Origin of the sequence: Chryseobacterium salivictor (assembly GCF_004359195.1) — a bacterium.
GTDB classification, from domain to species: domain Bacteria; phylum Bacteroidota; class Bacteroidia; order Flavobacteriales; family Weeksellaceae; genus Kaistella; species Kaistella salivictor.
This window is the reverse complement of record NZ_CP037954.1, coordinates 2,898,714-2,924,421: the sequence shown is the minus strand read 5'-3', so window position 1 is coordinate 2,924,421 and position 25,708 is coordinate 2,898,714. Positions and strand designations below refer to the sequence as shown.

Sequence of the window (25,708 nt, the reverse complement as noted above, 5' to 3'; positions counted from 1 at the left end):
ATATGATTAATATCCAAAGTATCGAAGCAATAGTACTTGATAAGCAGAAAATACGATATGGTTTTAAATATGATTTTAGTGCTGGTTTAAATATTATATCTGGTGATAATTCCAGTGGTAAATCTACTATATTGTCCTGCATATATTACTGTCTAGGTATGGAACAGTTAGCTGCAACCGGTAACTCTGATGGTTTGAAAGAATGCTTAAAGAGTAGTTTCAAGTATGAGAATAATACTATTTCAGTTGATGAGTCTCATGCAGAGCTCCATTTATACAATGAAAAAAAGGACTTTGCCATTGTAAAACGTTCAATTAAGTCAAATTATGGAGAAGATGCTAACATTCTTTTTGTTCAGGTAAATGATGGTGATTTTGAGGAGAAGTTCATTCATGCAAAAGGAGATAGTGATCATGAGAGTGGCTTTTATCGCTGGTTATCTGATTTTTCAGGAATAGATATACCTGTTTTTGAAAGTGAAAGCGGAGTGCAGAAAATATTGTACTTACAGCAAATCTTCGCTAGTTCTTTCGTAGAACAAACCAAAGGGTGGTCCGACTTTTTTGCACAAGTGCCAATATTTGGCACAAAAAAAGCAAAGCAAAAGATTGTGGAATTTACTTTGGGGTTAAGTGGTCTTGTAGAAGAATTTGAACTCGATAAACTAAAAGAAGAGGAAAAAGAAATTAAAACCTACTGGTCAAATTCAGTTGACAATTTTCAGTCACTATTAGCTTATAATAATTTCTCGACTCCAAACTTGCCCAGAATCTTTACAACAGATTTGACACCAAAAAAGATAAGTAAATTAACAATTAATACGAGAGCATTAAATGATAAATACGAGAGTTTAGAACAAGTGATATTGTATACAAAAACTGTCTTTGATGAATTGCAGAAAAAAAATAGTGTTAATACAGATTTAAAAGAAAGCAATAGCCTGTTACTACAAAGACAAATACAACTAAGAACCGATTTAAAATTTCTTAACGAAGAGATAAATACTCTCCAGAAGGAAAAAATAAATGAACAAACTAAAATTTCAAAGTATGAATCCACTTTAGAACAGCTTAAAAGAGAGATTGAAGTATTGGAAGGTTTGCAAAAAATTAATCATTTAGAAACGTTTCATGTAGGTTCTGTAAAAAATTGCCCTGTTTGTAATTCTTCATTATCGGCAAATCCAGATATTGAATTACAAAATGTTGAGCGTGTAAATGCTATAAAATCCTTATCATTTTATAAAGCAGAACGCAGTCTTTATGAGTCTTACATTAAAAGTGCAAAGAATCTTCTTGAACGTTTTGATAGAACTCTGCTTTATTATAATGAGCGGATTAGTGATTTGAGAATTAATCTTGAAACCATAGATAAAGAAATTGTCGATGATTCCAGAATCCCTTCTCGTGTTGCAATTAATGATGAGATTAATTACCGATTTGAGTTAAATAAATTGGAAAAAGTAAAGGTACAATTTGATCAATTTAAAGTTTATTTGACAGAATTTGCTGAGAATTTATCAGCCATAAAAGAAAGGAGAGAAATACTGAAATCTCATCAGGCACAAGATAATGAATTAGCATACGCATTTCAGAAAACCTTTCTTAAATATTTGGAATCATTTGGATATTCAAAAGAGATTCTCGGTAGAATTTTTATTTCAACAGAAGAAAATAACAAGTTGTTTCCAGTCGTAAATACTCCAGGCATAATTCCTCAACCGATAAGACTAATGTCCTCTGCAAGTGATTTTATTCGTGCACAATGGGCTTTTTATTTGTCTCTTCTTGTAAAGGCTAAATTTCATTTAGGAATTTTGGTTTTAGATGAACCAGGACAGCATGCTATGGCAACAGAGGATTTAAAAATGCTTTTAAAAGAAGCTGCAAAAATAAAAAACAGACAAGTAATTATTGCTATTTCAAAAGAAGACAAGATTAAAAAAGAAGAATTATTGGACGGATCAACTATTGAGGCAAAAGAAATAAACTTACTTACCATGATAAAAGATACAGGATTAACCGATGGTAAAGATTATAAATTAAATATGATTGATGGTAACGGTAGAAAAGATAAATGTATTCAACGTCTCATTTAAATTTATATATCACCTATTATAGAATCTAATCTTAATATTTAACTTTCCTATCTTCTAATGCATGCAATACATTTGTCTGCTTAATCAGAAGAGTATCTTGCAGAATTATATGATCATTTGTTTTTACTTTTGCAATACATATTTTTAAAATTTCCTTATATTTGTAATGCAATAATATTTTACAATAATTAATGATATGTTTGTATCAATGGTTCTATTTAAAATAAATACAATATATTTTTAAAAGGCACCATTTGAAGTAGTTGTTTTTACAATTTACAATCTAAAAGAAAAATCAACGTTTGAAAATATGTTATTTGATAATCTGATTATTACAGTAATTTAATTTTAATAAACGATAATTTGTTTGCAACAAATAAAAAAATCTATATATTTGCACCAGTAAAAACGACGCTCTCTACATTGTTTATAAAAGTGACCTATTCAGTGACCTATTAAACAAGAGAACAGCATAAAGCTTATGGATAAGGGTTTTTTCTAAAAAAGTACAAATCCCGTCCGGATCGCTTTTTATAAATACATTTTATTTATAAAAATTTTAATAAAAGTTTATCATTACTTTAAAAAATGATCCGGTAGTTCAGCTGGTTAGAATGCCGCCCTGTCACGGCGGAGGTCGCGGGTTCGAATCCCGTCCGGATCGCAACTACATTATCAAAGTAGTACAAAAAGCTTTAAAACGTATGTTTTAAAGCTTTTTTTGTTTTATGGTTGTTCAAAAAGAGTTAAAAAAGCACAATCTGAAAGTGACCTATTCAGTGACCTGTACAAACAGGTTAAAATAGGTCACTGGAAATCAGATAAAGCGTGTTCAGGAGGTAGTTCAGCAACTGAACATCTTGTGCTTAGGTTTTACTAAAGTTAATTTTAAATCTTAAAACCTATCAAAATGAACAAGACATTCAATTTACTTTTCTATGTAAAAAAAGCTAAAGTCAATTCTGCGGGAGAAGCTCCTATTTATTTGCGAATTACGATTGACGGTAAAATATCCGAAATCAGCACAAAACGTACTGTAAATCCTTTGAAATGGAATTCTGCGATGCAGAAGGTGAGTGGTTCTTCAGAAGAAAGCAAATCGCTTAATTTTTATTTAAAAACATTTGAGCAAAAAGTTTACGATACTTATCATGAATTGATGAGGGATAAAGAAACAGTGACTTGTGAAGCGCTTAAAAATAAGCTATTGGGTAGAGGTGAACTTTCAAGAACACTTGTTCCGGTTTTTCAGGATCATAATGACCGAATGGAAAAGTTGGTAGGGAAGGAGTTCGCTCCTGGAACATTAACCCGCTATAAAACCACTCTAAAGCACACCAAAGAGTTTTTGAAATGGAAGTATAATATTTCAGACATTGATATTAAGAAAATAGATTACGCTTTTCTGAATGATTTTGAACTGTTTTTAAGAACCGAAAAATCCTGTAACAATAATTCTGCTGTTAAGTATATCAAAAATTTAGGAAAGATTATTCATATTTGTCTTGCAAATGGATGGATGGAAAGAGATCCTTTTATGAATTATCAATCCAAGTATGATGAAGTAACAAGAATGTTTCTCAATGAAAAGGAAATAGAGGTGCTTTTTACTAAAGATTTTAAAAATGAAAGATTGTCATTGGTAAGAGATATTTTCCTCTTCAGCTGTTTCACTGGATTAGCATATATTGATACTAAAGAACTCACCTATCACAATATCAATTTGGGACTAGATGGATCTCAATGGATTTATACCAAACGTCAGAAAACTAAAACGATCTCTAATATTCCTTTGCTTTCTCAAACTGAAAAAATCATTGAAAAATATAAAAATCATCCTGTATGTGTGAATAATGGAAAGCTACTCCCTATTCTTAGTAATCAAAAAATGAACGCTTATTTGAAAGAGATAGCAGATTTATGTGGTATTAATAAAGAATTAACTTATCATATTGCCCGTCATACTTTTGCAACGACTATTACTTTGTCTAATGGGGTTTCTATTGAAAGTGTAAGTAAAATGCTGGGTCACAAAAGTATTAAAACTACCCAGCATTATGCTAAAATTCTGGATAAAAAAGTAAGCGAAGACATGATGTTATTGAAACAAAAATTTGTTGATAGAAAGAATGTGGCAGCAAACTCTCAAGTAGTTGGTTAGTAATTAGGTTTTTTATAAAAAGAAAGTATTCAAAAAATACCCCTGAGCTAAAATGTCCCAAATGCCAGCACAATGTCCAGATGACCAGTAATAATAGTAATGATAAATATTTTAATATAAGTAATAGTAAAGTGCTTCAAAATGCACTTTTGTTTGTTGCGTATTTAGATCGTGGATTGAATGTGTTGTTTCCATTTTTGAGGAAAGTTGAGGTTTAAAAGCTTTAAAAGAAGAATCTGTTTATAATATGATTATATTCCGCTTATTGGACTAATTTTGGTTCGAGATCCAAAATTTATATTTTCATTGTAAAAATTTATTCTGAAATATGTATCTTAGAAGTAAAAAAAATATGAAAGTACATTTATGTTATCAACACGGAAACGTAAAAATCAAATGGAATCTCCCATTTTTTCCGCGTACAGGAGAATGCATTTCAACCACAGAACTTTTAACTGAGAAAGAATTTAAGAAGCTGGGAGCAAAAAGTGATTATCTCCAGATCGTTAATATCTCATGGTTTCTGTATAAAGATCGTAAACGCTCTTCTGTAGAAATTCTATTGGAGGAGTTTATAGGGCAATAAGTTAATAAGGATGGTACACTAAGCTAAAAAGCAAGGCTTTGGAAAATGGTAAAAAATGCATCGGAATTTTAAAAGAACTCCAATAATGTAAAAATATTTGCATATAATCGGAAAAATTCCGATTATTGTATTAAATATTTACAAATGTTAGCAGTGTCCAATCTTATCAAAAACTTTTCAGAGGAACCTTTGACAAGACAGGTCATGCTTTCCCTGCTGTCAGATTACAAACGTCCGAACGACAAGATCTCGGAGATGGTAAAAGCTGGATATCTTAGAACAGTAAAGAAAGGACTATATGTGCCGGGATCAAAACTTGATCTTGTATCCCCTGAATTATTTCTGGTGGCCAATCACCTTAGAGGACCAAGCTATGTCTCATTGGAAGCCGCACTTTCACATTGGGGATTTATTCCGGAACGCGTATATGAGGTTACTTCCGCAACGACAAAAACGACCAAAACCTACAATACCGAGATAGGCCGTTTCAGCTACCATCATCTGCCTCTGCCATATTATTCGATGGGCATTGACCGTGTGAGTCTCACAAAGAAACAAGCTGTGCTTATGGCGTCTCCGGAAAAGGCCATCTGTGATAAGATCGTGACGACCTCGGGAATATTACTGCGCAGTATTAACCAAGTCATCACATTTCTGACCGAAGATATGCGCATCGACGAAAATATGCTCCTCAAGCTAAACTCAGATACGATTGACTCATGGATCCAAGATGCACCAAAAAAATCAAGTTTAGAGATGTTAACAAAAACACTTAAAACCTTATGATCAAAGAATGGCTACAGGAATACAATCCCAAAAACAAGCAGGATGTGTACGATGCACTGCGGGAAATTATGCAGGAGATTGCCTTGGCAGGTCTTCAACGTGCCGGTTTTTTTGAAAAGGCCGCTTTCTATGGTGGTACTGCACTCCGCATTTTCTACAATTTGGATCGATTTTCTGAAGACCTTGATTTTTCACTATTGGAGCCTGACGATAAGTTCTCCCTTGAACCTTACTTTGAAGCGGTCGTCAAAGAATTTGAGGCTTTGGGAATCAGTGTCAGCATCCAGGAGAAAAAGAAATCTACCGCATCCAATGTAGAGTCTGCATTTTTAAAATCAGGCACGGTGTGGAAAGAGCTTGTTTTGGAAGACGTTGTACCACAGATGGGTGTAGGGATTCTTCCCAATGTAAAGATTAAGATCGAAGTAGACCGCAAGCCGCCTTTAGGTTTTGAAACTGAAGAGAAATTGTTGTTGCGACCCTTTTCATTTTATGTAAAATGTTTTAAAATGCCCAGTCTGTTTGCTGGTAAGATGCACGCTTTATTATTCCGGAAATGGATCAAAAGGGTAAAGGGGAGGGACTGGTATGACTTGGAGTGGTATATCAAAAAAGGAACTCCGTTGGATCTCGACCACTTTTTGCTGCGTGCTCAGGATACTGGTGACTGGCAGGGTGAAACCATCAATGGGGTGCAGGTCATTCAGCTTTTAGAAGAGAAGATTAAATCGGTGAATTTTGCCAGCGTTAAGGAAGATGTGGTTCGGTTCATTCCCGACTCATCCGTACTTGATCTATGGGGAGAGCAATACTTTTTGGATCTCATCAAGAACCTGAAATTTCACCAACGCTAACAAATCGATATATATATATATATTCAATGGATATAAAAAATATCTTTTACGGTTTGATCCTGCTAAGTTTTTACACAAGCTGTGCTAAGAATGAAAAGCCTACTGTTCCTGTTCGGCAAAAAATAATAGTATCAGATCTGACAAATTTCAAGACCTTTCTCCCCGGCGGTGAACATTCCTACGATGTCACTGTCAAGGATTTTACGTTGACACCAGTGAAAAATGCATTTGACAAACAAATTGACTAACCAAATTATATTAATTCTTGGTTTTGCAAATGTATTTATTCTGGTATTGTAAAAAGTTCTTTTGTATTGAAAATCATTTTAAGTGTAATCCACCACAAGTAAATTCCGTAAAGGTTAGTTTCGGATGGGCTAACTAAGCCATGACAAATTCTATTACGGAAATTTGTACTACTACCATCTATAAGAAAGCTTTGAAGTTCTATTTGAAGATCCTCATTACATATTCCATTCAACATCTTATTTCTATTTTCTGGATTTAAAATCGCACCAAGTGTATTATCATTTTGAATATCATCAGCGAGACGTATAGTATTTCTACCATTGACTTCAACGATGTTCTTAAGGCTATTCTCGATTTGAGGTATTAAAAGATGAGATGATACTATAAAATTATTTTCAAAACCATTATAAATTCCTTCAATAAAGAATTCTTCTCTCTCTTTAGGAATGAATAAGCTATTTGTTGTCCGAATCAATTCCGATATTGATTCTTTTGATAGTTTCTCATAAGTATCCATAGTAGATTTTATTTCAAGAATCAAACCTATGTTCACTTTTCTATAGTGATCTCTCAAAACATTATTATAATAATCTTTTTCGTCAGTAATACCACTCACTGTACCTTTATGAGATATGTGAGTATAATTACCGGGAAATTGACCAAATACTGATTTTCCTTTCTGTTCAAAAGCTGTATTGATTATTTTCTCTTCAATAATAGGAATTTGCAGAAGGATGCTTAAGCCGGTTTGGAAATCAGTAATATTTAAATCTTTCATCATTTTGGAGATGTCAAATTCTGACTTGATATTAATAATTGAATTTTTTAGAACATTATATTGTTCTGCCTGCTCATATTTAATCTTGTTGTTAAGCCTATCTCTAAAAAAATCATTGTTTGGCAAACTTTTGAGTTCTCTCAAAGCATTAGTGTAAGCTTGTAAAATTGTAGGATAATATGTTTTTGGTTTTTTCTGCGAAGTGAGAAAATCCCCTTCTTTTTCTAAGCATAAAGCATGTTGTATTTTCACTTCGTTATTACCATAATACTTCAACTTATTTAAAATTGTAATATAATGTTGTGCTGAACTATATTCGTTCTTAGCATACTCATTGCTTAAAAAATTAATCGATTTTTCGATCAATATTTGTTTAGAATTTTCATGAAGAAGGAAGTCGCAGGAACTAATTAGTAAACTCCTGTAATAAGGAGTTTCAAGATTTTCAAAAATATACAATGCTTTTCTCTCATAGTCATCTAAGACATTAATAAATAAATTTTTGACCTTGCGAGCCAGTTCTATTGAACGCAGAAAGAATTTTAATTCTTTTGTTTCATCAAACAGCTGCTGGTAAAGTGACACAGCAATCTTAATACTCGGTATTTTATCCTGATCTCCTGAAATAAACTTTAAGTCATTTAATCTTGCTAACATTTCCATATTTTCAGTCTCCACTACAGGCGTTATAAAGCCCACACTTTTAGAAAGCCTGAGTAATGGCTCATCGGAAAGTTCACATCTTGCTAATTCTAGTAGATTTTTAATTTCAAGGTCTTCGCTGTACATTTTTGATGCTTTATACAGCTCACTTCGTAACTCTTGTAAATATAAGGTATCTGGGATTTTAAATAGTGCTGACATTTTATATTTTCTTTAGATTTTCATAGAGATAGCGTTACTTTGACCTCTTAATTAATCCTAAGGATAATCCTATGTCCTGATACATCTTAGCTAATGGTCTCTTATGGATATCTTTTTCCTCAGAATAGTTGCCTAGAATCATTCGATCAATTTCTGAATCGTTAAATTCTAAACCTGTAAATGAATGTAAATACGATCGGTACTTATCAGAATAAGAAACTTTACTTTTTATGATAAGTTCCAGCAAGTGATCAGAGTGTTTGTAATCTTCCCCAAAAATAGGATCATTTAAAAATATAGTTTTTAAATTTGAAAGACTATGAAAAACAGTAAATTTTCAGAAGTTCAGATCATCAAGATATTATCTGAACAAAATCAGGGAAAAACGGTAAATGAGATTTGCCGGGAGCATGGAATTAGCCAGCCAACCTTTTACAAGTGGAAGAGCAAATATGGTGGATTGGATGTTCAGCAACTTTCAAAAATGAAAGAGATGGAAAAGCAACTTTCGCAATATAAAAAGATCGTAGCTGAGCAAACTTTGGAGATTGTCGTCTTAAAAGATGTGATCGAAAAAAAGCTCTAACGCCTTGTGAGAAGCGTGAGTTGGTGGATTATTCGAAAGAAATCCATAACATGAGTTTGCGCAAGGCGTGCAAAGTGTTCAGTTTAAGAAGTTCAGTTTATTATTATCGTCAGGTATTTAAAAGTTCAGATGATGAAATCCGTGCAGAACTTATTTTACTTGCAGATTCTAATCAAACGTGGGGCTTTTGGATGATGCACAATCGGTTGAAAAACTTAGGCTTTGGATGGAATCACAAAAGGGTTTATCGGATTTATAAGTCGATGAGATTAAATTTGCGAAGTAAAAGGAAAAAGCGGCTTCCAGCACGGATAAAACAACCACTGGTTCGCCCCATCTATCCGAACGTTACTTGGAGCATGGATTTTATGCACGACAGTTTGGAAAATGGCAAAAGCGTGAGAACCCTTAATATCATTGACGATTTTAACAGAGAGATTTTAAACATCACTATTGACAGCAGCTTGCCCTCTGCAAAAGTAATCTCGCAATTGGAACAATTAATTGAATGGCGGGGAAAACCTGAAAAAATAAGAGTGGACAACGGACCGGAATTTATTGCAGAAAAAATGAAAGATTATTGCAACAAAGAGAATATCGAACTAGCCTTCATTCAACTAGGGAAACCTACACAAAACTCATTGATTGAGAGATTTAACAGAACATTCCGGACAGAGTTTTTAAGTGTTTACCTCTTTGAGAACATCAAACAAATGAGAAATTATGCAGAAATATGGATGTGGATGTACAATAATGAGAGACCGCATAGTGCGTTACAATACCTTACACCACGGGATTTTTTATTGAAATATGGAAAACTCAATCAAAATAGCGCAAATGAGTTTCCCACATTCCAACAAAATTTCAACAACGACAACAATAAAATATTATCAAAAAACTCTACTTTTGAGTGTGCCTAAACAAGGGAAGATTACACTACGACGAGAACTTTTCAACTTATAGGTTTTCAAAAGACTATAATCAGTTTTTTGAAATGTTAAGAGAGGATAATAGTCATATTACATATAAAGTAAAGCAGGCACTAAATTTTCTATTTTTTAATAATTTAAAAATTCCAGAATTTGAGAATGAAGTTTATCAGAAATTTTTAAATATTTCAGAAGGAAGATTTACAATTGATGAAATTTCTTGTAGTATAAAAAACAAAGGCAAATTAGATAGATTCTATAAAGTGAAAAAATCCAATGAAGACATTTTTCATTTACCACCATCTATTTTTGAGATTGATTATGTATTCGAAAATGGAAGTTTATTCTCATATCTTAGTTCAGGGGAAAAACAATTTATATACAGCATTAATTCAATCCTGTATCATTTAACCAATCTGAATTCTACTTACGAAAATGAAACAATTAACAAATATAAATTTCTAAATTTAATTTTAGATGAGATTGAATTGTACTCACACCCTGAGATGCAAAAGCAATTTGTAAGTAGCATACTTGCAGGGATAAGTAAGTTGTCAATTAATAATATTCGAGGCTTAAATATACTTTTTATTACCCATTCGCCATTTATTTTATCAGATATCCCTAAAGAAAATGTTCTGTTTTTAGATGATGGAAAACCTCAGAACTTTAAAAGGATGAATACTTTTGGAGCTAATATTACAGATTTATTGGCGGATAGCTTTTTCATTAATGATGGACTTATGGGAGACTTTGCCAAAGGAAAAATTGATGAAACAATAAAGTGGCTTAATCGGGAAAGAACAAAGAAACAAGATAAATCTGAGAAATCATATAATTTGAATTTAAAAAATTATGAATATCATAAGAAAATAGTTCAGTTAGTGGATGAGCCCATTTTAAAAATGAAATTAGCAGAAATGTTAGATGAGCTACAAGGTAGTTCAAAATTACAACAGGAGATTGCACAGAAGGAAATTGACTTTTTAAAAAATAAATTCAATTTGTAATGTTAAAAATAAATCCCACACAGGAAGCTATAGACTTTCATCAAAAAGGAGTAAGTAAGGTTTTTGAAGAAACCATAAATAAAGGTTATGTACTTAGAAACAAGAGACAAAAAAATCTACCGAAAGCCTTTATTCTATTTTTAAATCAGTTTAAAAATGAACTAATAAGTAGTAAACCCAAAAGATTATTTGAAATACAGTTAGAATTCGAAAAAAAGAGATTTTCGGTTCATCAGTTAAAATTAATTAAAAGTTTTTTTATACAAACAGGATATAATAACTTCGATAACAAACTGTTTTTGGAGAAGTTGAATATAGATACTTGTATTTATTGTAACAGAAATTATACAACTCAATTAGTAAAGGAAAGAGCCCGAGCTGAATTAGACCACTGGTTTCCAAAAGAATCATTTCCAATTTGCATTAAGTTTTTATAATTTGATCCCGAGCTGCCATTCTTGTAATCATATCAAGCATAATACACCTCCAGATGAAGGTTGGTATAAAGCCTTATCTAATATTATGCATCCATACATTGATAATAAAGATGAAACTTTTTTGTTTAGTTATTTTTATAATTCATTAACTCAACCAAAAGTAACACTAAAAACGGAAAATATTAAAGTAAAGAAAACAATTGTTTTTAGTAAAATTGATAAAATTTACGAATCTCATTCCCATAGAGAATTAAAAGATTTATTGGATCTTAGATATAAATATTTTAAAAATTATTTAGATATCTTATTGAACAATACATTTAAAGAAATGGCACTTTCACAAGAAGAAGCCTATAGAATGATTTTTGGTATAGAGATAAACGAAGAAGATTATCACAGTCGTCCATTTTCTAAGTTTAAAAAAGATATTATTGAGGAATTACTGAGATTAGAAAGTAGGAAATCTAGATAAAATAGCAAAATTCAAATAATATATTTACAAATTTAAAGTATGTAAACAGTAATATTATATTTTTGTAATTGATACCCCGATCTTTAAGTTTCGTATTGCTAAATAAATTTCAATTTTTTTGCAAAACATAAAAAAAATTATATATTTGCACCAGTTAAAACAAACGCTCTTAATCTTGTTTAAAAAAGTGACCTATTCGGTGACCAATTAAATAAGAGAACAGCATAAAGCTTATGGATAGGGTTTTTTCTGAAAAAGTACAAATCCCGTCCGGATCGCAAATCTCTCAAATTATTTTTGGGAGATTTTTTTTTGATGGAATATTTCGTTTACATACTTTACTCCGCCAGTTTGGATGTTTATTACAAAGGTTTTTCAACCGATGTGAATAAACGTCTTGAATATCATTTAGATTCCCAACATAAATTTACTTCGCAGGCTAAAGATTGGATTATCGTTTACGTTCAGGAATTTGATGAAAAGAAAGAAGCTTTAAAAGAAGAGAAACGTTTGAAGAAATTAAATCGGAAATCCATCGAGAAGCTGATAGGTTAGCATGCTGCCCTGTCATCTCGTCAGCAGCTGACGAGACGGGTTCGAATCCCGTCCGGATCGCAAATCTCTCAAATTATTTTTGGGAGATTTTTTTTTGATGGAATATTTCGTTTACATACTTTACTCCGCCAGTTTGGATGTTTATTACAAAGATTTTTCAACCGATGTGAATAAACGTCTTGAATATCATTTAGATTCCCAACATAAATTTACTTCGCAGGCTAAAGATTGGATTATCGTTTACGTTCAGGAATTTGATGAAAAGAAAGAAGCTTTAAAAGAAGAGAAACGTTTGAAGAAATTAAACCGGAAATCCATCGAGAAGCTGATAGGTTAGCATGCCGATCTGTCAGCTCGTCAGCAGCTGACGAGACGGGTTCGAATACGTCCCATTGTAGGCATAAATTTAATTTATTATAAACCCCTTCAAATAATGTGATTTGAAGGGGTTTTGTTTTTCAGTTTATGAGCTCAGTATTAATTTTTCCCTCCACCGCTTTCCTTTTCTACATTCCTTTTGGTGCTTTCTTTTACTTTTTGGTTCCCAAAGCGTTTTACGAATGAGAGGTTGACACCATACCAGTCCCATTGGTTTACATTTCTAAAGGTTCCGATTGGTGAATAAGTAATATAGTCGTTTCCTGGTCTCTGGAAGATATTATTGAAACGGATTCCCGCTTCCATCTGCCTTTCTGGGAAAAGTTTTGTCGCTCCGAAGCTGTGGAAGAAATTCATTTTGTTACCCACAGAATTGCCCCAGTTTTGCGAGTGCAGGCCAAACCAGCCATTGAGATTGATGTTTTTATTAAAAAGGTTTGTGTAGGAAAAGTTCGTTGAACCACTGAAATTAATGATATTATCTTTCATCCCTACAAAATTGTTCCGTTGTTTAAAGTCGCTGTTATCGACATAGCTGACTCCCAAGTTAAGGTTGATGTTGAGTTTGTTTTTCAGAAAATTCTGATTCGTATTGGCATAAAGAGAGTAGTTATTGATTCTGCCGTAATAAGTGGTAGGCATCATAATCGTTTTGTCATCTTCTATGATATAAGAGGTCCAGTAATCCTGATTGGTAGTAGAGAAGTTTGCCGAAATGAAATATTTCTTGTAAAGTCCTAATTTTAATCCGAATCTGTCATTAGGGTTGGGTTGCAAGTCCATATTCCCGCGCCGGTAAGTTCCGTTTTCTGTCGGCATTAAAAAAGGATTGAATTCTGTGTACCAGGGACGCCATAGACTGTGTTTGTAGGTTGCAGTTAAGTTATAGTTGTCATTAAAAGAATATTTTACAAGCAAATCAGGCATCAGTGTTCCGTATGAATCACGTTTTTCAACAGTTCCCACCTCCTGTTTTACCTTGAAATTGATGTATTCGTACCTTAAACCGATTCGTGTCTCCAGCTTTTTGAAAAAGGTTCTGCTGAAATTAGCGTATAGAGAATTCAGGTTTTCATCATACCGAAAGGTATTGCTTCTCGAGCCGTCCAGTGCCCAGGTATTATTTTGATAATTAAAATAATAAAATGGCATCACATTATTCCGGAAATTCATTTTACCGCCAAACTCTAGTTGATTGCCATCTTTACCTATGGGTTGCGAGTAATCGACTTTTAAATAATATTCACGGTTTTTGTTATCCGCCATTGTTCTTATTCCTTCGAAAGCTGATGCATCCCATACAGTCGAGTGAATACTGTTATTATGGTTGCTGTCGTAATTAATTCCTGCATTGAGGTCCAGTATTCTGTTCTTCTCCTTATCATAGTATTTATAAAAAATATTGCTGCCTACAAAGCTATTTTTACCGTCTGAATCAACCGTTTTAGTATAGTATTTTTGCAGAATATCATTAAGGAAATAATCTCCTCTTGCATCGGAAACCGCACTGTTATTTGAACCGTAATATTCCACGACCATTCCCACATTATTCTTATCGTCCAGCTCAAATTCTGTAGATGAGGAAGCGGAGGGTGATTTCCAGTTACTGTTGTTTTCAGAGGTTATTTTGGTCAGGGAGTTGTCTGCATAAATCAGGTTTTCGTTATAGCTTTTCATTACATTATTGTTGTTGCCGAAACTCCCGCTGAGTGACTGTGTAAATCTTTTGCTGTGGTAATTGAGGTTGAGGCTCGAGGATTGTGAGTTTTTATAACTCTGGGAATTATTCATTGAAACGCTTCCTTTTAGTCCCTCATTATCATTTTTTTTAAGAACGATGTTAATGACGGCTCCGGAAGTTTCGTATTTTGCAGAAGGACTGGTGATTACCTCTATCTTCAAGAGATTATCTGCAACGATGGTTTTTAAATATTCTTTCAGTTCCTTTCCTGTGAATACAGATTTTCTGTCATTGATGTATACGGTAACACTGCTGCCTTCTGCCTGAACATTATCATTGTTGTCGATATTGACCAAAGGGGTCATCCGGAGGACGTCCCAGGTAGTGTTTCCGGTAAGAATGGCGCTGTTCGCCACGTTGAAAACCGTTCGGTCTGCCTTGCTTTCTATAGTGGGTTTGCGGGCAATTAAAACGACCTCTTTTATATTTTCGGTTTTGGCTGAATCCGCATTTGCCTCCTGTGCGAAGGAAAAGCCGCCACAAAACATGACCGCTGCAGTAAAATTTTTCATCATAGTTTTCACTTAATATTAATTAGACAACAAAAGATACAGTTATGTTACATTGGCTGAAGTTTATTTAAAAATGGGTTTTTTCGGAAGTTTGCGACTTTGAGGTAAAAAACGTCTTTGTATTGAGACGGCTTCCTTTGTTTAATCCTGTCCGAAGTTCTTTGTAAGCAATTAATTCTAAATATTCCCCTTAGGTTGTCTTTTAGCTTTTGGTCTGAAATTTGAAATAATATTTTTTAAGCCCGCTTTTTACAATTTCAAATTTCCCTTCTCATGACCTTGTTGGTTTTAAGTTTATTATTCAAATATAATAGGAATAATAGCGTTAATCATGCTGTTTTATTTTGATTAGTACAGGAAAAATGGTAATATTGTTAAGCAACATTATTATTAATCTATTAAAATAAAAGTATATGAAACCCAGTGTTATTTCAATTGTCCTAGGTGGTGGCAGAGGGACGAGGTTGTCGCCTTTAACCCATAGCCGCTCAAAACCGGCGGTTCCTATTGCCGGAAAGTACAGGTTGGTGGATATTCCTATTTCCAATTGTCTTAACTCGGGTTTTAACCGGATTTTGGTGCTGACTCAATTTAATTCAGCTTCACTGAACTCACACATCAAGAACTCATACCATTTCGATACTTTCAGCAAAGGTTTTGTAGATATTTTGGCAGCAGAGCAAAATATTGAAAGCGATGCCTGGTATCAGGGTACAGCAGATGCCGTGCGTCAGTCGATGAAGCATCTGGATAAATATGATTATGACTATATCCTCATTCTTTCGGGTGATCAGCTTTATCAAATGGATTTTCGGGAAATGATCGACTTTCACTGCCGGAATAAAGGAGATATTACCATCGCAACGATTCCTGTAAATTCTAAGGATGCGCCTGGATTTGGTATTTTGAAATCTGACGAAGAAGGAAATATTACTTCATTTATAGAAAAACCTTCCGGCGACTTATTGCATGACTGGAAATCTGAAGTATCAGACAAGAATAAAGCAGAAGGTAAAGAATATCTGGCCTCAATGGGGATCTACGTTTTCAATAAAAACGGGTTGAAGAAAATGTTTGATGAAGACGCCGGTGATGATTTCGGTGGCGAATTAATTCCCAACGGTATTGGCAAATATAAAACACTGAGTTTTCAATATGATGGCTATTGGACTGACATTGGAACCATACAGTCGTTCTTTGATGCAAATTTGGATTTAACCACCGATTTTCCGAAATTTAACTTATTCAGCAAATCGCCCATTTATACGAGAGCCAGAATGTTGCCACCGTCCAAAATTTTAGGATCTTATGTGAGTAAAGCGGTTTTCGGCGATGGATGTATTGTGATGGCAGATAAAATAGAAAATTCAATTGTGGGGAACAGAAGCCGCATTGACAAAGGAAGTACCATCATGAATTCCTATATGATGGGTGCCGATTTTTATCAGGATACTCAGGAAATTGTTTCAAATGATAGAGACGGGATTCCTAATCTGGGTGTGGGGAAATACTGTTATATCGAGCAGGCGATTCTTGACAAGAATTGCAGGATCGGTGATAATGTCAGAATAATTGGAGGCAAGCATTTGCCTGATGGTGATTTTGAAAACCATTCCATTAAGGATGGAATTGTCATTGTTAAAAAGAATGCAGTGATTGCGCCCGGAACTCAAATTTCTTAAGAAAGTTCATTTTTAAATAAAACGACACGGCACTATTTTGGTGACCGTGTTTTTTTTGCGCGTCTTTTTGCCTATTTTTGCCCCATGCGTTGGTTAAAATTCGGAATTATTATCGTTGTGTTTTTTGGAGCAGTTTATGCTGTCTCAATGACTTTTGTGGATGAAAGCAAAAATTTTACCCTTGAAAAAGAAATAAATTATCCTGTTGATAAAGTGTTTCCGCAATTTAATAATTTGCAGAATTTCACCAGATGGAATTCTTTTTTTGCAGATCATAAAAATTTGTCGGTACAATACTTTACGCCCTATGAAGGGAAAGGAAGTGCAATGAGTTTCCGTGACCGAAAAGATGAGGCTGTCTTCGGAGATTTTTTTATCCGGTATGAAAATCCCGGGCAAACTCTTAAATACCAATTATTCGAAGGCCGAAAAAATACGCCCTACGAAATCGACCTTAAGTTTATTCCTGAAAAAGATAAAACCAGAATTATTTGGTACGTGCGTACTCCAAAACAATCTTTTTTAAAGAGATCTTTGAATTTGATTTCAGAAGATTTTTGGGTAAGCAATATTGATAAAAGCATGAAAAATCTTTATCAGATTTTAGGAAATAAAGTAAATAAAGAAACTCAGCTCGAAAGTTTAAAATTCGACAGCCTAATGGTTGAGCAGCAGGAAAGTCAATTACTTTTGGGAATTAATGTGACGACGAAAAATGTAAAAGATGCGCTTTTCAAAAACATTGTTATCAATCACAACAAGGTGATGAACTATGTGAAAATGGATTTGGGTAAAAAAGAGGATGAATATGGCGAGCCGATCTTAATTAATGATGCGGATAATTATAAAGATAAAGAAGTCTCTTATTTTTACGGAATTCCGGTTTCAAAAAAAGAAGCGGTTACCGATAATAATTTTAGTTTTAGAACTTTAAAAAAAGGCACGTATTACGTAATCTTCTATAAGGGAAATTACGAAGGCAGAATAAGGGCAATTCAGCAACTTTTAACAAAAGCAAAACAGGATACCATGCGAATTGGTGATTTGCAGCAGACTTTTTTAGAAGAGCCAGTTGCTGATAATAAAACGGTTATGAAGTTATCTCTGCCGGTTTACAAATAATTTGTCGTTATCCCTTTATTAACCATTTTTAGGCTTTAGTACTTCACTTATTTTTGTTAAATTTGTTCTTTAAATAAAAATAAACAGATAATTTGTAAATAATGGACAAATTTTCATTCCTAAACGCTGCTCATTCGCAGTTAATAGAAGACTTATACCAACAATATTTAAAGTTTCCTGATTCGTTAGAACCTTCCTGGAAAGCATTTTTTCAGGGATTCGATTTCGCTTTAGCGGGATATGGTGATGATTTTGGGGGAAATTCGGGCCCGTCACAGGTTTCGACACCAGTGCAGTTGGCTCAGCAAGCTTCTGCAAATGGTCAGATTCCTGCAGATATTCAGAAAGAATTTCAGGTTCTCAATCTGATCGAGGCTTACAGACACCGTGGTCATCTCTTTACCAATACCAATCCGGTGAGACAGAGAAGGCATTACGAACCCACTTTAGCCATTGAAAATTTTGGTCTAACGGCGGCAGACTTATCCCGAAAGTTTAATTCTGCGACGACTACAGGTCTTCCGAATGCGATGACGCTTCAGGAGCTCATTGATCATCTCGAAAAGATTTATTGCAAATCGATCGGCGTGGAATACATGCACATTAATAATATTGCTGAGCGCAAATTTATTAGAGAATGGTTGCAGGTCAATGAAAACCATCCGAAATTAAATGCTGCAGAGAAGATAGAGATTTTAGAAAAACTCAATCAGGCAGTTGCTTTTGAAAATTATCTTCATACCAAATTCGTCGGACAAAAAAGATTCTCTCTGGAAGGAGGGGAGTCGTTGATTCCGGCATTGGATCAGCTGATTACGCGTTCATCGCAGTTAGGCGTTGATGAAGTGGTTTTAGGAATGGCGCACAGAGGCCGATTAAATGTTTTAACCAATATTTTCGGTAAATCTTACAAGCAGATTTTCTCGGAATTTGAAGGGAAAGAATTTGAAGAAGATGTGTTTTCCGGTGACGTAAAATACCACTTAGGTTCTTCCAAGATTATAAAAACTGAAAATGGAGAGGAGGTAGCGATCAATTTAACACCCAACCCATCGCACTTAGAAACGGTTGCAGCCTTGGTAGAAGGAATTTGCCGTGCAAAAGTAGATAACAAATACAAAGATTTCAAGAAAGTCTTACCGATCATTATTCATGGTGACGGCGCGATTGCCGGACAGGGAATCGTATACGAGGTGGCTCAAATGATGACTTTGGAAGGATACAGAACGGGTGGAACCGTACATATTGTAGTGAACAATCAAGTTTCATTTACCACGAATTTCTTAGACGCGCGTTCATCCAACTACTGTACTGATGTTGCCAAAGTGACCGAATCACCGGTAATGCACGTGAATGCTGATGATGTAGAAGCGGTTGTACACGCGATCCGCTTCGCAGCAGATTTCCGTGCGCAGTTTGGTAAAGATGTCTATATCGATCTTTTAGGATACAGAAAATACGGGCATAACGAAGGCGATGAACCGAGATTTACACAACCTAATTTGTATAAATCAATTTCAAAACATCCTAACCCGAGGGAGATTTACAAAGAACAGCTGATTAAAGAAGGAATGCTTTCTGATGAGGTTCTGAAGAATATGGAAACTTCTTTCAAGAAACTTTTAGATGCAGATTTTGACGCGTCGAAAGAAATTGAAAAAAACACCATGGATCCTTTTATGTCTGATGATTGGAAGACTTTGCCAATGTCTGGTAAAGGCGCGGTTTACAATACTGTTGATACTAAATTCGATGCTAAAGAATTAAAGGATTTAGCCATCAGAATGTCAACTTTACCAGGCGACAAAAAATTCATTAATAAAGTAACGCGTCTTTTTGAGAACCGAATCAAAGCGATCGAAGGAAATACTTTGGACTGGGCAATTGGTGAGTGGTTAGCGTACGCAACATTACTTACAGAAGGTCACAATATCAGAATTTCAGGGGAAGATGTGGAACGGGGAACTTTCTCGCACCGTCACGCTTTAGTGAAAACCGAAGATACCGAAGAAGAATATATTCCATTAAGACACATTTCCGAAAACCGTTTCGATATTTATAACTCGCACCTTTCAGAATACGGAGTGCTTGGTTTCGATTACGGTTATGCAATGGCTTCTCCCAATACCTTAACGGTTTGGGAAGCACAGTTTGGTGACTTTGTTAATGGAGCGCAGATCATTATTGACCAGTATTTGGTGGCAGCAGAAGAAAAATGGAAGATCCAGAACGGTTTGGTCATGCTTCTTCCGCATGGTTACGAGGGGCAGGGTGCAGAGCATTCTTCCGCAAGATTAGAAAGATTCTTAGGACTTTGTGCCAATGAAAATATGGTCGTTGCCAATGCGACAACACCGGCGAATTACTTCCATTTGTTGAGAAGACAGATGAAGTGGAACTTTAGAAAACCTTTGGTAGTAATGACTCCGAAATCGTTATTGCGTCATCCAAAAGTAATTTCAACCATCGAAGATTTAGCCAACGGACAGTTCCAGCCCATCATTGATGATGAAACTGCCAACGCAGAAAAGGTTGAAAAATTAGTCCTCTGTTCAGGTAAAATTTACTATGAACTTTTAGCGAAGAAAGAAGAATTGAACTGCGAAACTATTGCATTGGTGAGAATGGAGCAGTTGTATCCGCTTCAGCAAGATAAAATCGATGAGGTTTTTGCAAAATACAGCAACAGAAAACAGTTACTTTGGGTTCAGGAGGAACCGGAGAATATGGGAGCCTGGGGTTATATTTTAAGAAACTTCCGCGATACAGGAATTCAGGTCGTTGCTGCGGTACCAAGTGGTTCACCAGCGCCGGGAAGCCATAAAATGTTTGAGAAAAATCAAAACAGCGTAATCAACAGAGTTTTTGATAGAAATGATGAGCCGGCAAAAAGGCCGGTAACCGCTTAATTCCGATAATGAAAAAGGTGTTTTTATTTTTATGCTTTTCATTTTCTGTACTGTCTTTTTCGCAGAATATTCAGTCTGATATCGAAAGTCAGTTTAGAGATTACAGTTCTTTAATTGAAAATAAAAACTTTGGTAAAGCCCTTGATATTTACGGTAATGAAGATTTTTTGAAAATTTTTCCAAAAGAACAGGTGATTGCTGTGATGGATCAGATGTTCAATTCTAAAGATTTTGACTTAAAGATTCATCAACCCGAAAATGTGATTGTAAGCACTGAAATCATTAAAGATAAAAATAATACTTTCGTTAAATTAAGTTACAGACAAAACCTGGAGATGAAGTTCAATATGCCCGGTCTAAAGTCAGGACAGCTGCTTTCGGCATTGCAGGCAGAATTTGGAAACGGACAGGTAGATTATAAAGAAAGTAGCGGACTTTTTGAAGTAAGAACGGTAAGAGAAGCGGTGGCCAATTCTGCCGATTTAAAAAACTGGAAGTTCATCATCATAGAAAAAAAACAAATTCCGATTCTCAAACAGTTTATCCCGGAATCGTTGTTAAGATCATCAAATTAATAAACAAAAAATAAAAAATATATCCGATGTCAATATTAGAAATGAAAGTCCCTTCTCCGGGAGAATCGATCACCGAAGTTGAAATCGCGACGTGGTTAGTAAAAGACGGCGATTATGTAGAGAAGGATCAACCCATCGCAGAAGTAGATTCTGATAAAGCAACCCTTGAATTACCTGCTGAAGAAAGCGGCACCATCACGCTGAAAGCAGAAGAAGGTGAAGTAGTACAAGTTGGTCAGGTCGTATGTTTAATCGATACCTCCGCCGCAAAACCTGAAGGTTCAGCTCCCGCTCAACCGGAAGTGAAAGCAGCAGAGCCGGCAAAAGTGGAGATCCCGAAAGTGGAAGCAAAACCTGCAGCAACCTATGCAACAGGAACCCCTTCACCAGCGGCTAAGAAAATCTTAGACGAAAAAGGAGTGGAGGCTTCTCAAGTAAGCGGTTCTGGAAAAGACGGTAGAATCACCAAACAGGACGCTGAATTTGCTTCGGTTCCGGCAATGGGATCAATTTCTGCTACCAGCGGTTCCAGAGCATCCAGCACCACTAAACTTTCTGTATTAAGAAGAAAAGTGGCAGCAAGATTGGTGAGCGTGAAAAATGAAACAGCGATGTTGACTACTTTTAACGAAGTGGATATGTCGGAAATTTTCAGAATCAGAAAACAATATAAAGAAGAATTTGCAAAGAAACACGGTGTTGGTTTAGGATTTATGTCTTTCTTTACCAAAGCGGTTACCAGAGCATTGAAATTATATCCGGACGTAAACGCTTCTATAGACGGCGATTATAAAATCAATTATGATTTCTGCGATATTTCGGTAGCAGTTTCTGGTCCAAAAGGATTGATGGTGCCGGTCCTGAGAAATGCAGAAGATATGTCTTTCAGAGGGGTGGAAAGTAATATTAAATCTTTGGCAGAAAAAGTGAGAGATGGCAAAATTACCGTTGACGAAATGACCGGCGGTACCTTTACGCTTACCAATGGCGGTACGTTCGGATCGATGATGTCGACGCCGATTATCAACCCGCCACAGTCAGCGATTCTGGGAATGCACAATATCCTTCAAAGACCTATGGCAATTGATGGTCAGGTTGTGATCCGTCCGATGATGTACGTGGCATTGTCTTATGACCACAGAATTATCGATGGCAAAGAATCGGTAGGATTCCTCGTTGCAGTAAAAGAAGCGATAGACAATCCTGTTGAATTCTTATTAGGAGGAGATGAAAGAAAAGGACTAGAACTTTAATTAATTTAAAGATTTTAACCAATTATATAAATCCCGTCTACATAGGCGGGATTTTTGCTTTGTTTCATTTAAAATTTGAATAATGTTTTCAACTACTACTTTCGATATTAAAGTTTCTGTTGTTCCGCAATATGATATCAAAAACAGTTTTCCTGCCGAGAACCGTTTCGTCTTCCGTTATAATATCAGCATCGAAAATTTAGGACGGGACACCATAAAGTTAATGAGCAGAAAATGGCTGATTTTTGATCTGGGCTATGGCTTTACCGAAGTAGCCGGAGAAGGAGTGATCGGTTTAACGCCGATTATTGAACCCGGCGATAATTTCACCTATTTTTCAAATGTTTTACTGCGCTCGGGCGTGGGCAATATGTCCGGTACTTTCTACTGTAAAAATCTGCTGAGCGATGAAATATTAGAAGTAGAAGTCCCTAAATTCAATTTGGTTTCAGAAGTTTTGAATAATTAAAATGAAAATAATCTTACAAGATTTTCAGATTTTTCTTCATCACCTCCGTTACTTCATCATTTCTTGTAAGCATTAAATTATCGAATGCCAAAAGCGAGATTTTGGCACATACTTCCGCATCGGCACCAGCTCTGTGATGCTTGAACTGAATATTATGCTGTTCCGCTAAATTTTTCAATCCGTATCTCGGTAGATTTTTCCACGATTTTTTGGCTAAAGAAATACTGCATAAGTAATTCAGTTTTGGTTTAAAGAAACCATAATAATCCAGACAGGAACGCAAAACTCCGGCATCGAAACCCGCATTGTGAGCGATCATCAGATTGCCGTACATCAAACTTTCCGCTTCATGCCAAATCTGATCAAAGGTCGGCGCATCCTGAACTTCTTTTGGCGTAATTCCGTGAACGTCGATATTCCTGGGATGAAAATAAGGATAGCTTGGCGGTTTGATGAGCCACGTTTTGGTAGAAACGATTTCGCCATTCTCCACTATACAGATTCCCATTTCACATGCAGAATTTCTTTCGTGAGTTGCAGTTTCAAAATCAATAGCGCAGAAATCGATCATAAGAAAGTATTTTATTTTAAAGGATTCAGATTTTTATCAAAAATTTCAGTCACCTAATATTTTTTTCATTTCCGTCAAAAATAAGTCATAATTAATTAAATTGTCGTGATTTCCGCCAGGAATTTCAATAAATTTTTTTTCAACCTCAGGTTGCGCTTTTTTAAAGACCTCAAACAGTTTTTTACCGGATGTAAAAGGAACGACCTTATCTTTTGTCCCGTGAAACTGATAGAGCGGGACTTTTACTTTACAGATGTTTTCATTGGATGAAAAATGATACGTCATTCTTGGCGAAACTTTATCGGTTACTCTTTCGGGCAGCCAACGGTTGACAATGTCCTGAATGTTGAAAAATGTCGCTTCTAAAATCACTGCTTTAGGATGATTATCGGAAGCAATTTTTATGGCAAATGCTCCACCTAAACTTCTTCCGTACACCACCGTTTTATTTTCACCATAATGTTCTTTTGCAAAATCATAGCAGAATTGCGCATCAGAATAAAGGAATTCTTCATTTCGCGGCCCCGTACTTTTACCGTAACCGCGGTAATCCATGATCAGAACATCATACCCGAACTGCGTGTATTCATGGGCGATTTTTCCCCACCGGTGAATATTGGCAGAATTTCCATGAAAGTAAATGATCACGCCTTTCGGGTTTTCGATTTTAAAATGAAGGACATTTATTTTGCCTTGAAAAGGAGTATCCCAAATGTATTCATCGAATTTTTTCTCAAAAATAAATTCATGAGTCTGTGGCAAAACTATGGGAAAAAAAACTACTTTTTCCTGTAAATATTGTAATAGTTTTCCCATTTAATGATGCGGTAAAGGAGTTGTTCTGGTTATCAGAATTTTATCGACACGCTGTCGGTCCTTGTCGATAATTTCCAACTCGAGATCTTCAATTCTTATTTTGTCTCCCACTTCCGTAGAACCGTTGTGTTGGTTGAGAAAAAAGCCCACCAAGGTGGTGTAATTTTCCTTATTCTCAAATTCATAATCCAGGTCAAAATATTTTAAAAATTCTATGATAGGAAACTGGGCATCTGCCAACCAGGAATTTTCGCTCCGCTGCGTAATTCTGTAATCAAAATTTTCATTGGTTGTAGTATCTCCCACCAACGCATCCAATACATCATGCATGGTTACGATACCCACTGTATTTCCGTATTCATCGATGACGATTCCGTAATGGTTTTTTTCTTTCTTGAAAATTTCCAGTACTTTGTATGCATAATAATTTTCGTTGAGAAAAATAGGTTGCCGTACATGCTTTTTTAAGTCAAAATTTAAAGGATCCTCAATAGGAAATAAATCTTTCATCAAGACAATTCCGATGATATTATCCAGATTATTTCCCTCTGTAACGGGATATGCATCGTGCTTTTCTTTTTTTATTTTAGTGAGAACATTTTCTAAACTTTCATTGACATTGAAAAAAGTGATGGCTGTTTTATGCGTTAGAAGCGTGTTGATTTTTCGGTCACCCAGTTCGAAAACCCTTTCTACAATATTGTGTTCTATCTGATCAATTTGCCCTTCCAGAGCACTTTCTTTAACAATCGATTTTATTTCTTCTTCGGTAATGTTGCTTTCTGATGTATTCTTTATTCCCAACATTTTCAATAATAAATTATTCGACAGGGTTAACAATAAAACAAAGGGTGAGGCGATTTTAGATAAAATGTCCATCGGTTTTGCGAGCAGGGTAATAATGCGCTCTGGAAAAGTCATAGCGATTCTTTTCGGTAACAGTTCTCCGAGAAGAATTGACAGATAAGTAATGAAAATAACGATTGCCATCGTTGCCAATGTTTTCGAATAAGGCTGGATAACCGCAAACTGATCCAGAAAACTTTTAAAATCACTGCTGAGATTTGCACCGGAATAAACCCCCAGTAGAACGCCGATCAATGTAATGCCGATTTGTACCGTCGATAAAAATCGGGTAGGATTTTCTGAAAGTTCAAGCGCTTTCTTGGCTCCTTCACTTCCTTTCCTGCCGGCATTTTCCAATTTAAATTTTCGGGACGAGACAAGTGACATTTCCGACATGGCAAAAACTCCGTTAAGTAAAACAAGTAAAATAATGATAAGTAATTCCATTAAATTTTAATATTTATTACA

23 protein-coding genes and 1 tRNA gene are annotated in these 25,708 nt (G+C 35.1%); 19 read left to right on the top strand and 5 right to left on the bottom strand.

Annotated elements, in window-relative coordinates; all coding sequences use genetic code 11:
* Positions 1-2: 2 nt before the first annotated feature.
* The 6 genes from NBC122_RS13305 (at position 3) to NBC122_RS13280 (ending at position 6,486) form a co-directional block, all read left to right on the top strand.
* Positions 3-2,099 carry an SMC family protein gene (locus NBC122_RS13305; RefSeq protein WP_133440839.1) on the top strand — a complete coding sequence of 699 codons (2,097 nt, stop codon included), beginning with the start codon at positions 3-5 and terminating at the stop codon, positions 2,097-2,099.
* Positions 2,100-2,689: 590 nt separating this feature from the next.
* A tRNA-Asp gene (locus tag NBC122_RS13300) sits at positions 2,690-2,763 on the top strand.
* Positions 2,764-3,009: 246 nt separating this feature from the next.
* The gene (locus NBC122_RS13295; RefSeq protein WP_133440838.1) at positions 3,010-4,260 is read left to right on the top strand and encodes a site-specific integrase; all 1,251 of its coding nucleotides are present in this window, start codon (positions 3,010-3,012) and stop codon (positions 4,258-4,260) included.
* A gap of 352 nt (positions 4,261-4,612) precedes the next feature.
* Entirely contained in the window at positions 4,613-4,846 is a 234-nt protein-coding gene (locus NBC122_RS13290; protein WP_133440837.1) for a hypothetical protein, read from the top strand.
* Between the two features lie 144 nt (positions 4,847-4,990).
* Positions 4,991-5,632 (top strand): type IV toxin-antitoxin system AbiEi family antitoxin domain-containing protein, encoded by a 642-nt coding sequence (locus NBC122_RS13285; protein ID WP_133440836.1) that lies wholly within the window; start codon positions 4,991-4,993, stop codon positions 5,630-5,632.
* Positions 5,629-6,486, top strand: a complete 858-nt coding sequence (locus tag NBC122_RS13280; RefSeq protein ID WP_133440835.1) for a nucleotidyl transferase AbiEii/AbiGii toxin family protein — start codon at positions 5,629-5,631, stop codon at positions 6,484-6,486. Before NBC122_RS13285 ends, NBC122_RS13280 begins: the two co-directional genes overlap by 4 nt.
* 283 nt (positions 6,487-6,769) lie before the next feature.
* On the opposite strand, the gene NBC122_RS13275 is transcribed toward NBC122_RS13280, so the two are convergent.
* Positions 6,770-8,377: a DUF4209 domain-containing protein gene (locus NBC122_RS13275; RefSeq protein WP_133440834.1), complete on the bottom strand. Its 1,608-nt coding sequence runs from the start codon at positions 8,375-8,377 to the stop codon at positions 6,770-6,772.
* A gap of 319 nt (positions 8,378-8,696) precedes the next feature.
* Between NBC122_RS13275 and NBC122_RS13270 the strand changes: the two genes are divergently transcribed.
* The 7 genes from NBC122_RS13270 (at position 8,697) to NBC122_RS13240 (ending at position 12,703) form a co-directional block, all read left to right on the top strand.
* Positions 8,697-8,963, top strand: coding sequence for a transposase (locus tag NBC122_RS13270; RefSeq protein WP_133439681.1), 267 nt, complete (start codon positions 8,697-8,699; stop codon positions 8,961-8,963).
* 23 nt (positions 8,964-8,986) lie between these two features.
* The gene (locus NBC122_RS13265; protein ID WP_246012368.1) at positions 8,987-9,883 is read left to right on the top strand and encodes an IS3 family transposase; all 897 of its coding nucleotides are present in this window, start codon (positions 8,987-8,989) and stop codon (positions 9,881-9,883) included.
* A gap of 74 nt (positions 9,884-9,957) precedes the next feature.
* On the top strand, positions 9,958-10,902 hold the full coding sequence (locus NBC122_RS13260) for a hypothetical protein (protein WP_133440833.1): 945 nt from the start codon (positions 9,958-9,960) through the stop codon (positions 10,900-10,902).
* A complete protein-coding gene (locus NBC122_RS13255) occupies positions 10,902-11,339 on the top strand; it encodes a hypothetical protein (protein ID WP_133440832.1) in 438 nt (145 codons plus the stop codon). The genes NBC122_RS13260 and NBC122_RS13255 overlap by 1 nt, the downstream gene beginning before the upstream one ends.
* 85 nt (positions 11,340-11,424) lie before the next feature.
* Positions 11,425-11,811, top strand: coding sequence for a hypothetical protein (locus NBC122_RS13250; protein ID WP_133440831.1), 387 nt, complete (start codon positions 11,425-11,427; stop codon positions 11,809-11,811).
* Between the two features lie 315 nt (positions 11,812-12,126).
* Positions 12,127-12,366 (top strand): GIY-YIG nuclease family protein, encoded by a 240-nt coding sequence (locus tag NBC122_RS13245; protein ID WP_133440830.1) that lies wholly within the window; start codon positions 12,127-12,129, stop codon positions 12,364-12,366.
* 97 nt (positions 12,367-12,463) lie between these two features.
* Positions 12,464-12,703, top strand: a complete 240-nt coding sequence (locus tag NBC122_RS13240) for a GIY-YIG nuclease family protein (protein WP_133440829.1) — start codon at positions 12,464-12,466, stop codon at positions 12,701-12,703.
* 140 nt (positions 12,704-12,843) lie between these two features.
* Here NBC122_RS13240 and NBC122_RS13235 read toward each other — a convergent pair whose 3' ends face one another.
* Complete coding sequence (locus NBC122_RS13235) at positions 12,844-15,000, bottom strand: outer membrane beta-barrel family protein (protein WP_133440828.1); 2,157 nt, start codon at positions 14,998-15,000, stop codon at positions 12,844-12,846.
* Between the two features lie 410 nt (positions 15,001-15,410).
* Between NBC122_RS13235 and NBC122_RS13230 the strand changes: the two genes are divergently transcribed.
* From NBC122_RS13230 to apaG, 6 genes are all read left to right on the top strand, one after another.
* Entirely contained in the window at positions 15,411-16,679 is a 1,269-nt protein-coding gene (locus NBC122_RS13230) for a glucose-1-phosphate adenylyltransferase (protein WP_133440827.1), read from the top strand.
* Positions 16,680-16,763: 84 nt separating this feature from the next.
* Positions 16,764-17,801 (top strand): polyketide cyclase, encoded by a 1,038-nt coding sequence (locus NBC122_RS13225; RefSeq protein ID WP_133440826.1) that lies wholly within the window; start codon positions 16,764-16,766, stop codon positions 17,799-17,801.
* Positions 17,802-17,902: 101 nt separating this feature from the next.
* Positions 17,903-20,710, top strand: a complete 2,808-nt coding sequence (locus tag NBC122_RS13220; protein ID WP_133440825.1) for a 2-oxoglutarate dehydrogenase E1 component — start codon at positions 17,903-17,905, stop codon at positions 20,708-20,710.
* A gap of 8 nt (positions 20,711-20,718) precedes the next feature.
* Positions 20,719-21,285, top strand: coding sequence for a hypothetical protein (locus NBC122_RS13215; RefSeq protein WP_133440824.1), 567 nt, complete (start codon positions 20,719-20,721; stop codon positions 21,283-21,285).
* A gap of 26 nt (positions 21,286-21,311) precedes the next feature.
* Positions 21,312-22,538 (top strand): 2-oxoglutarate dehydrogenase complex dihydrolipoyllysine-residue succinyltransferase, encoded by a 1,227-nt coding sequence (odhB, locus tag NBC122_RS13210; RefSeq protein WP_133440823.1) that lies wholly within the window; start codon positions 21,312-21,314, stop codon positions 22,536-22,538.
* A gap of 82 nt (positions 22,539-22,620) precedes the next feature.
* Entirely contained in the window at positions 22,621-23,007 is a 387-nt protein-coding gene (apaG, locus tag NBC122_RS13205) for a Co2+/Mg2+ efflux protein ApaG (protein ID WP_185145766.1), read from the top strand.
* 13 nt (positions 23,008-23,020) lie between these two features.
* Here apaG and NBC122_RS13200 read toward each other — a convergent pair whose 3' ends face one another.
* From NBC122_RS13200 to NBC122_RS13190, 3 genes are read right to left on the bottom strand one after another with little or no spacing between them, the layout of a single operon-like run.
* Complete coding sequence (locus NBC122_RS13200) at positions 23,021-23,578, bottom strand: 3'-5' exonuclease (protein ID WP_246012382.1); 558 nt, start codon at positions 23,576-23,578, stop codon at positions 23,021-23,023.
* A gap of 45 nt (positions 23,579-23,623) precedes the next feature.
* The gene (locus NBC122_RS13195) at positions 23,624-24,394 is read right to left on the bottom strand and encodes an alpha/beta hydrolase (RefSeq protein WP_133440821.1); all 771 of its coding nucleotides are present in this window, start codon (positions 24,392-24,394) and stop codon (positions 23,624-23,626) included.
* On the bottom strand, positions 24,395-25,687 hold the full coding sequence (locus tag NBC122_RS13190; RefSeq protein WP_133440820.1) for a hemolysin family protein: 1,293 nt from the start codon (positions 25,685-25,687) through the stop codon (positions 24,395-24,397).
* Positions 25,688-25,708: the final 21 nt, after the last annotated feature.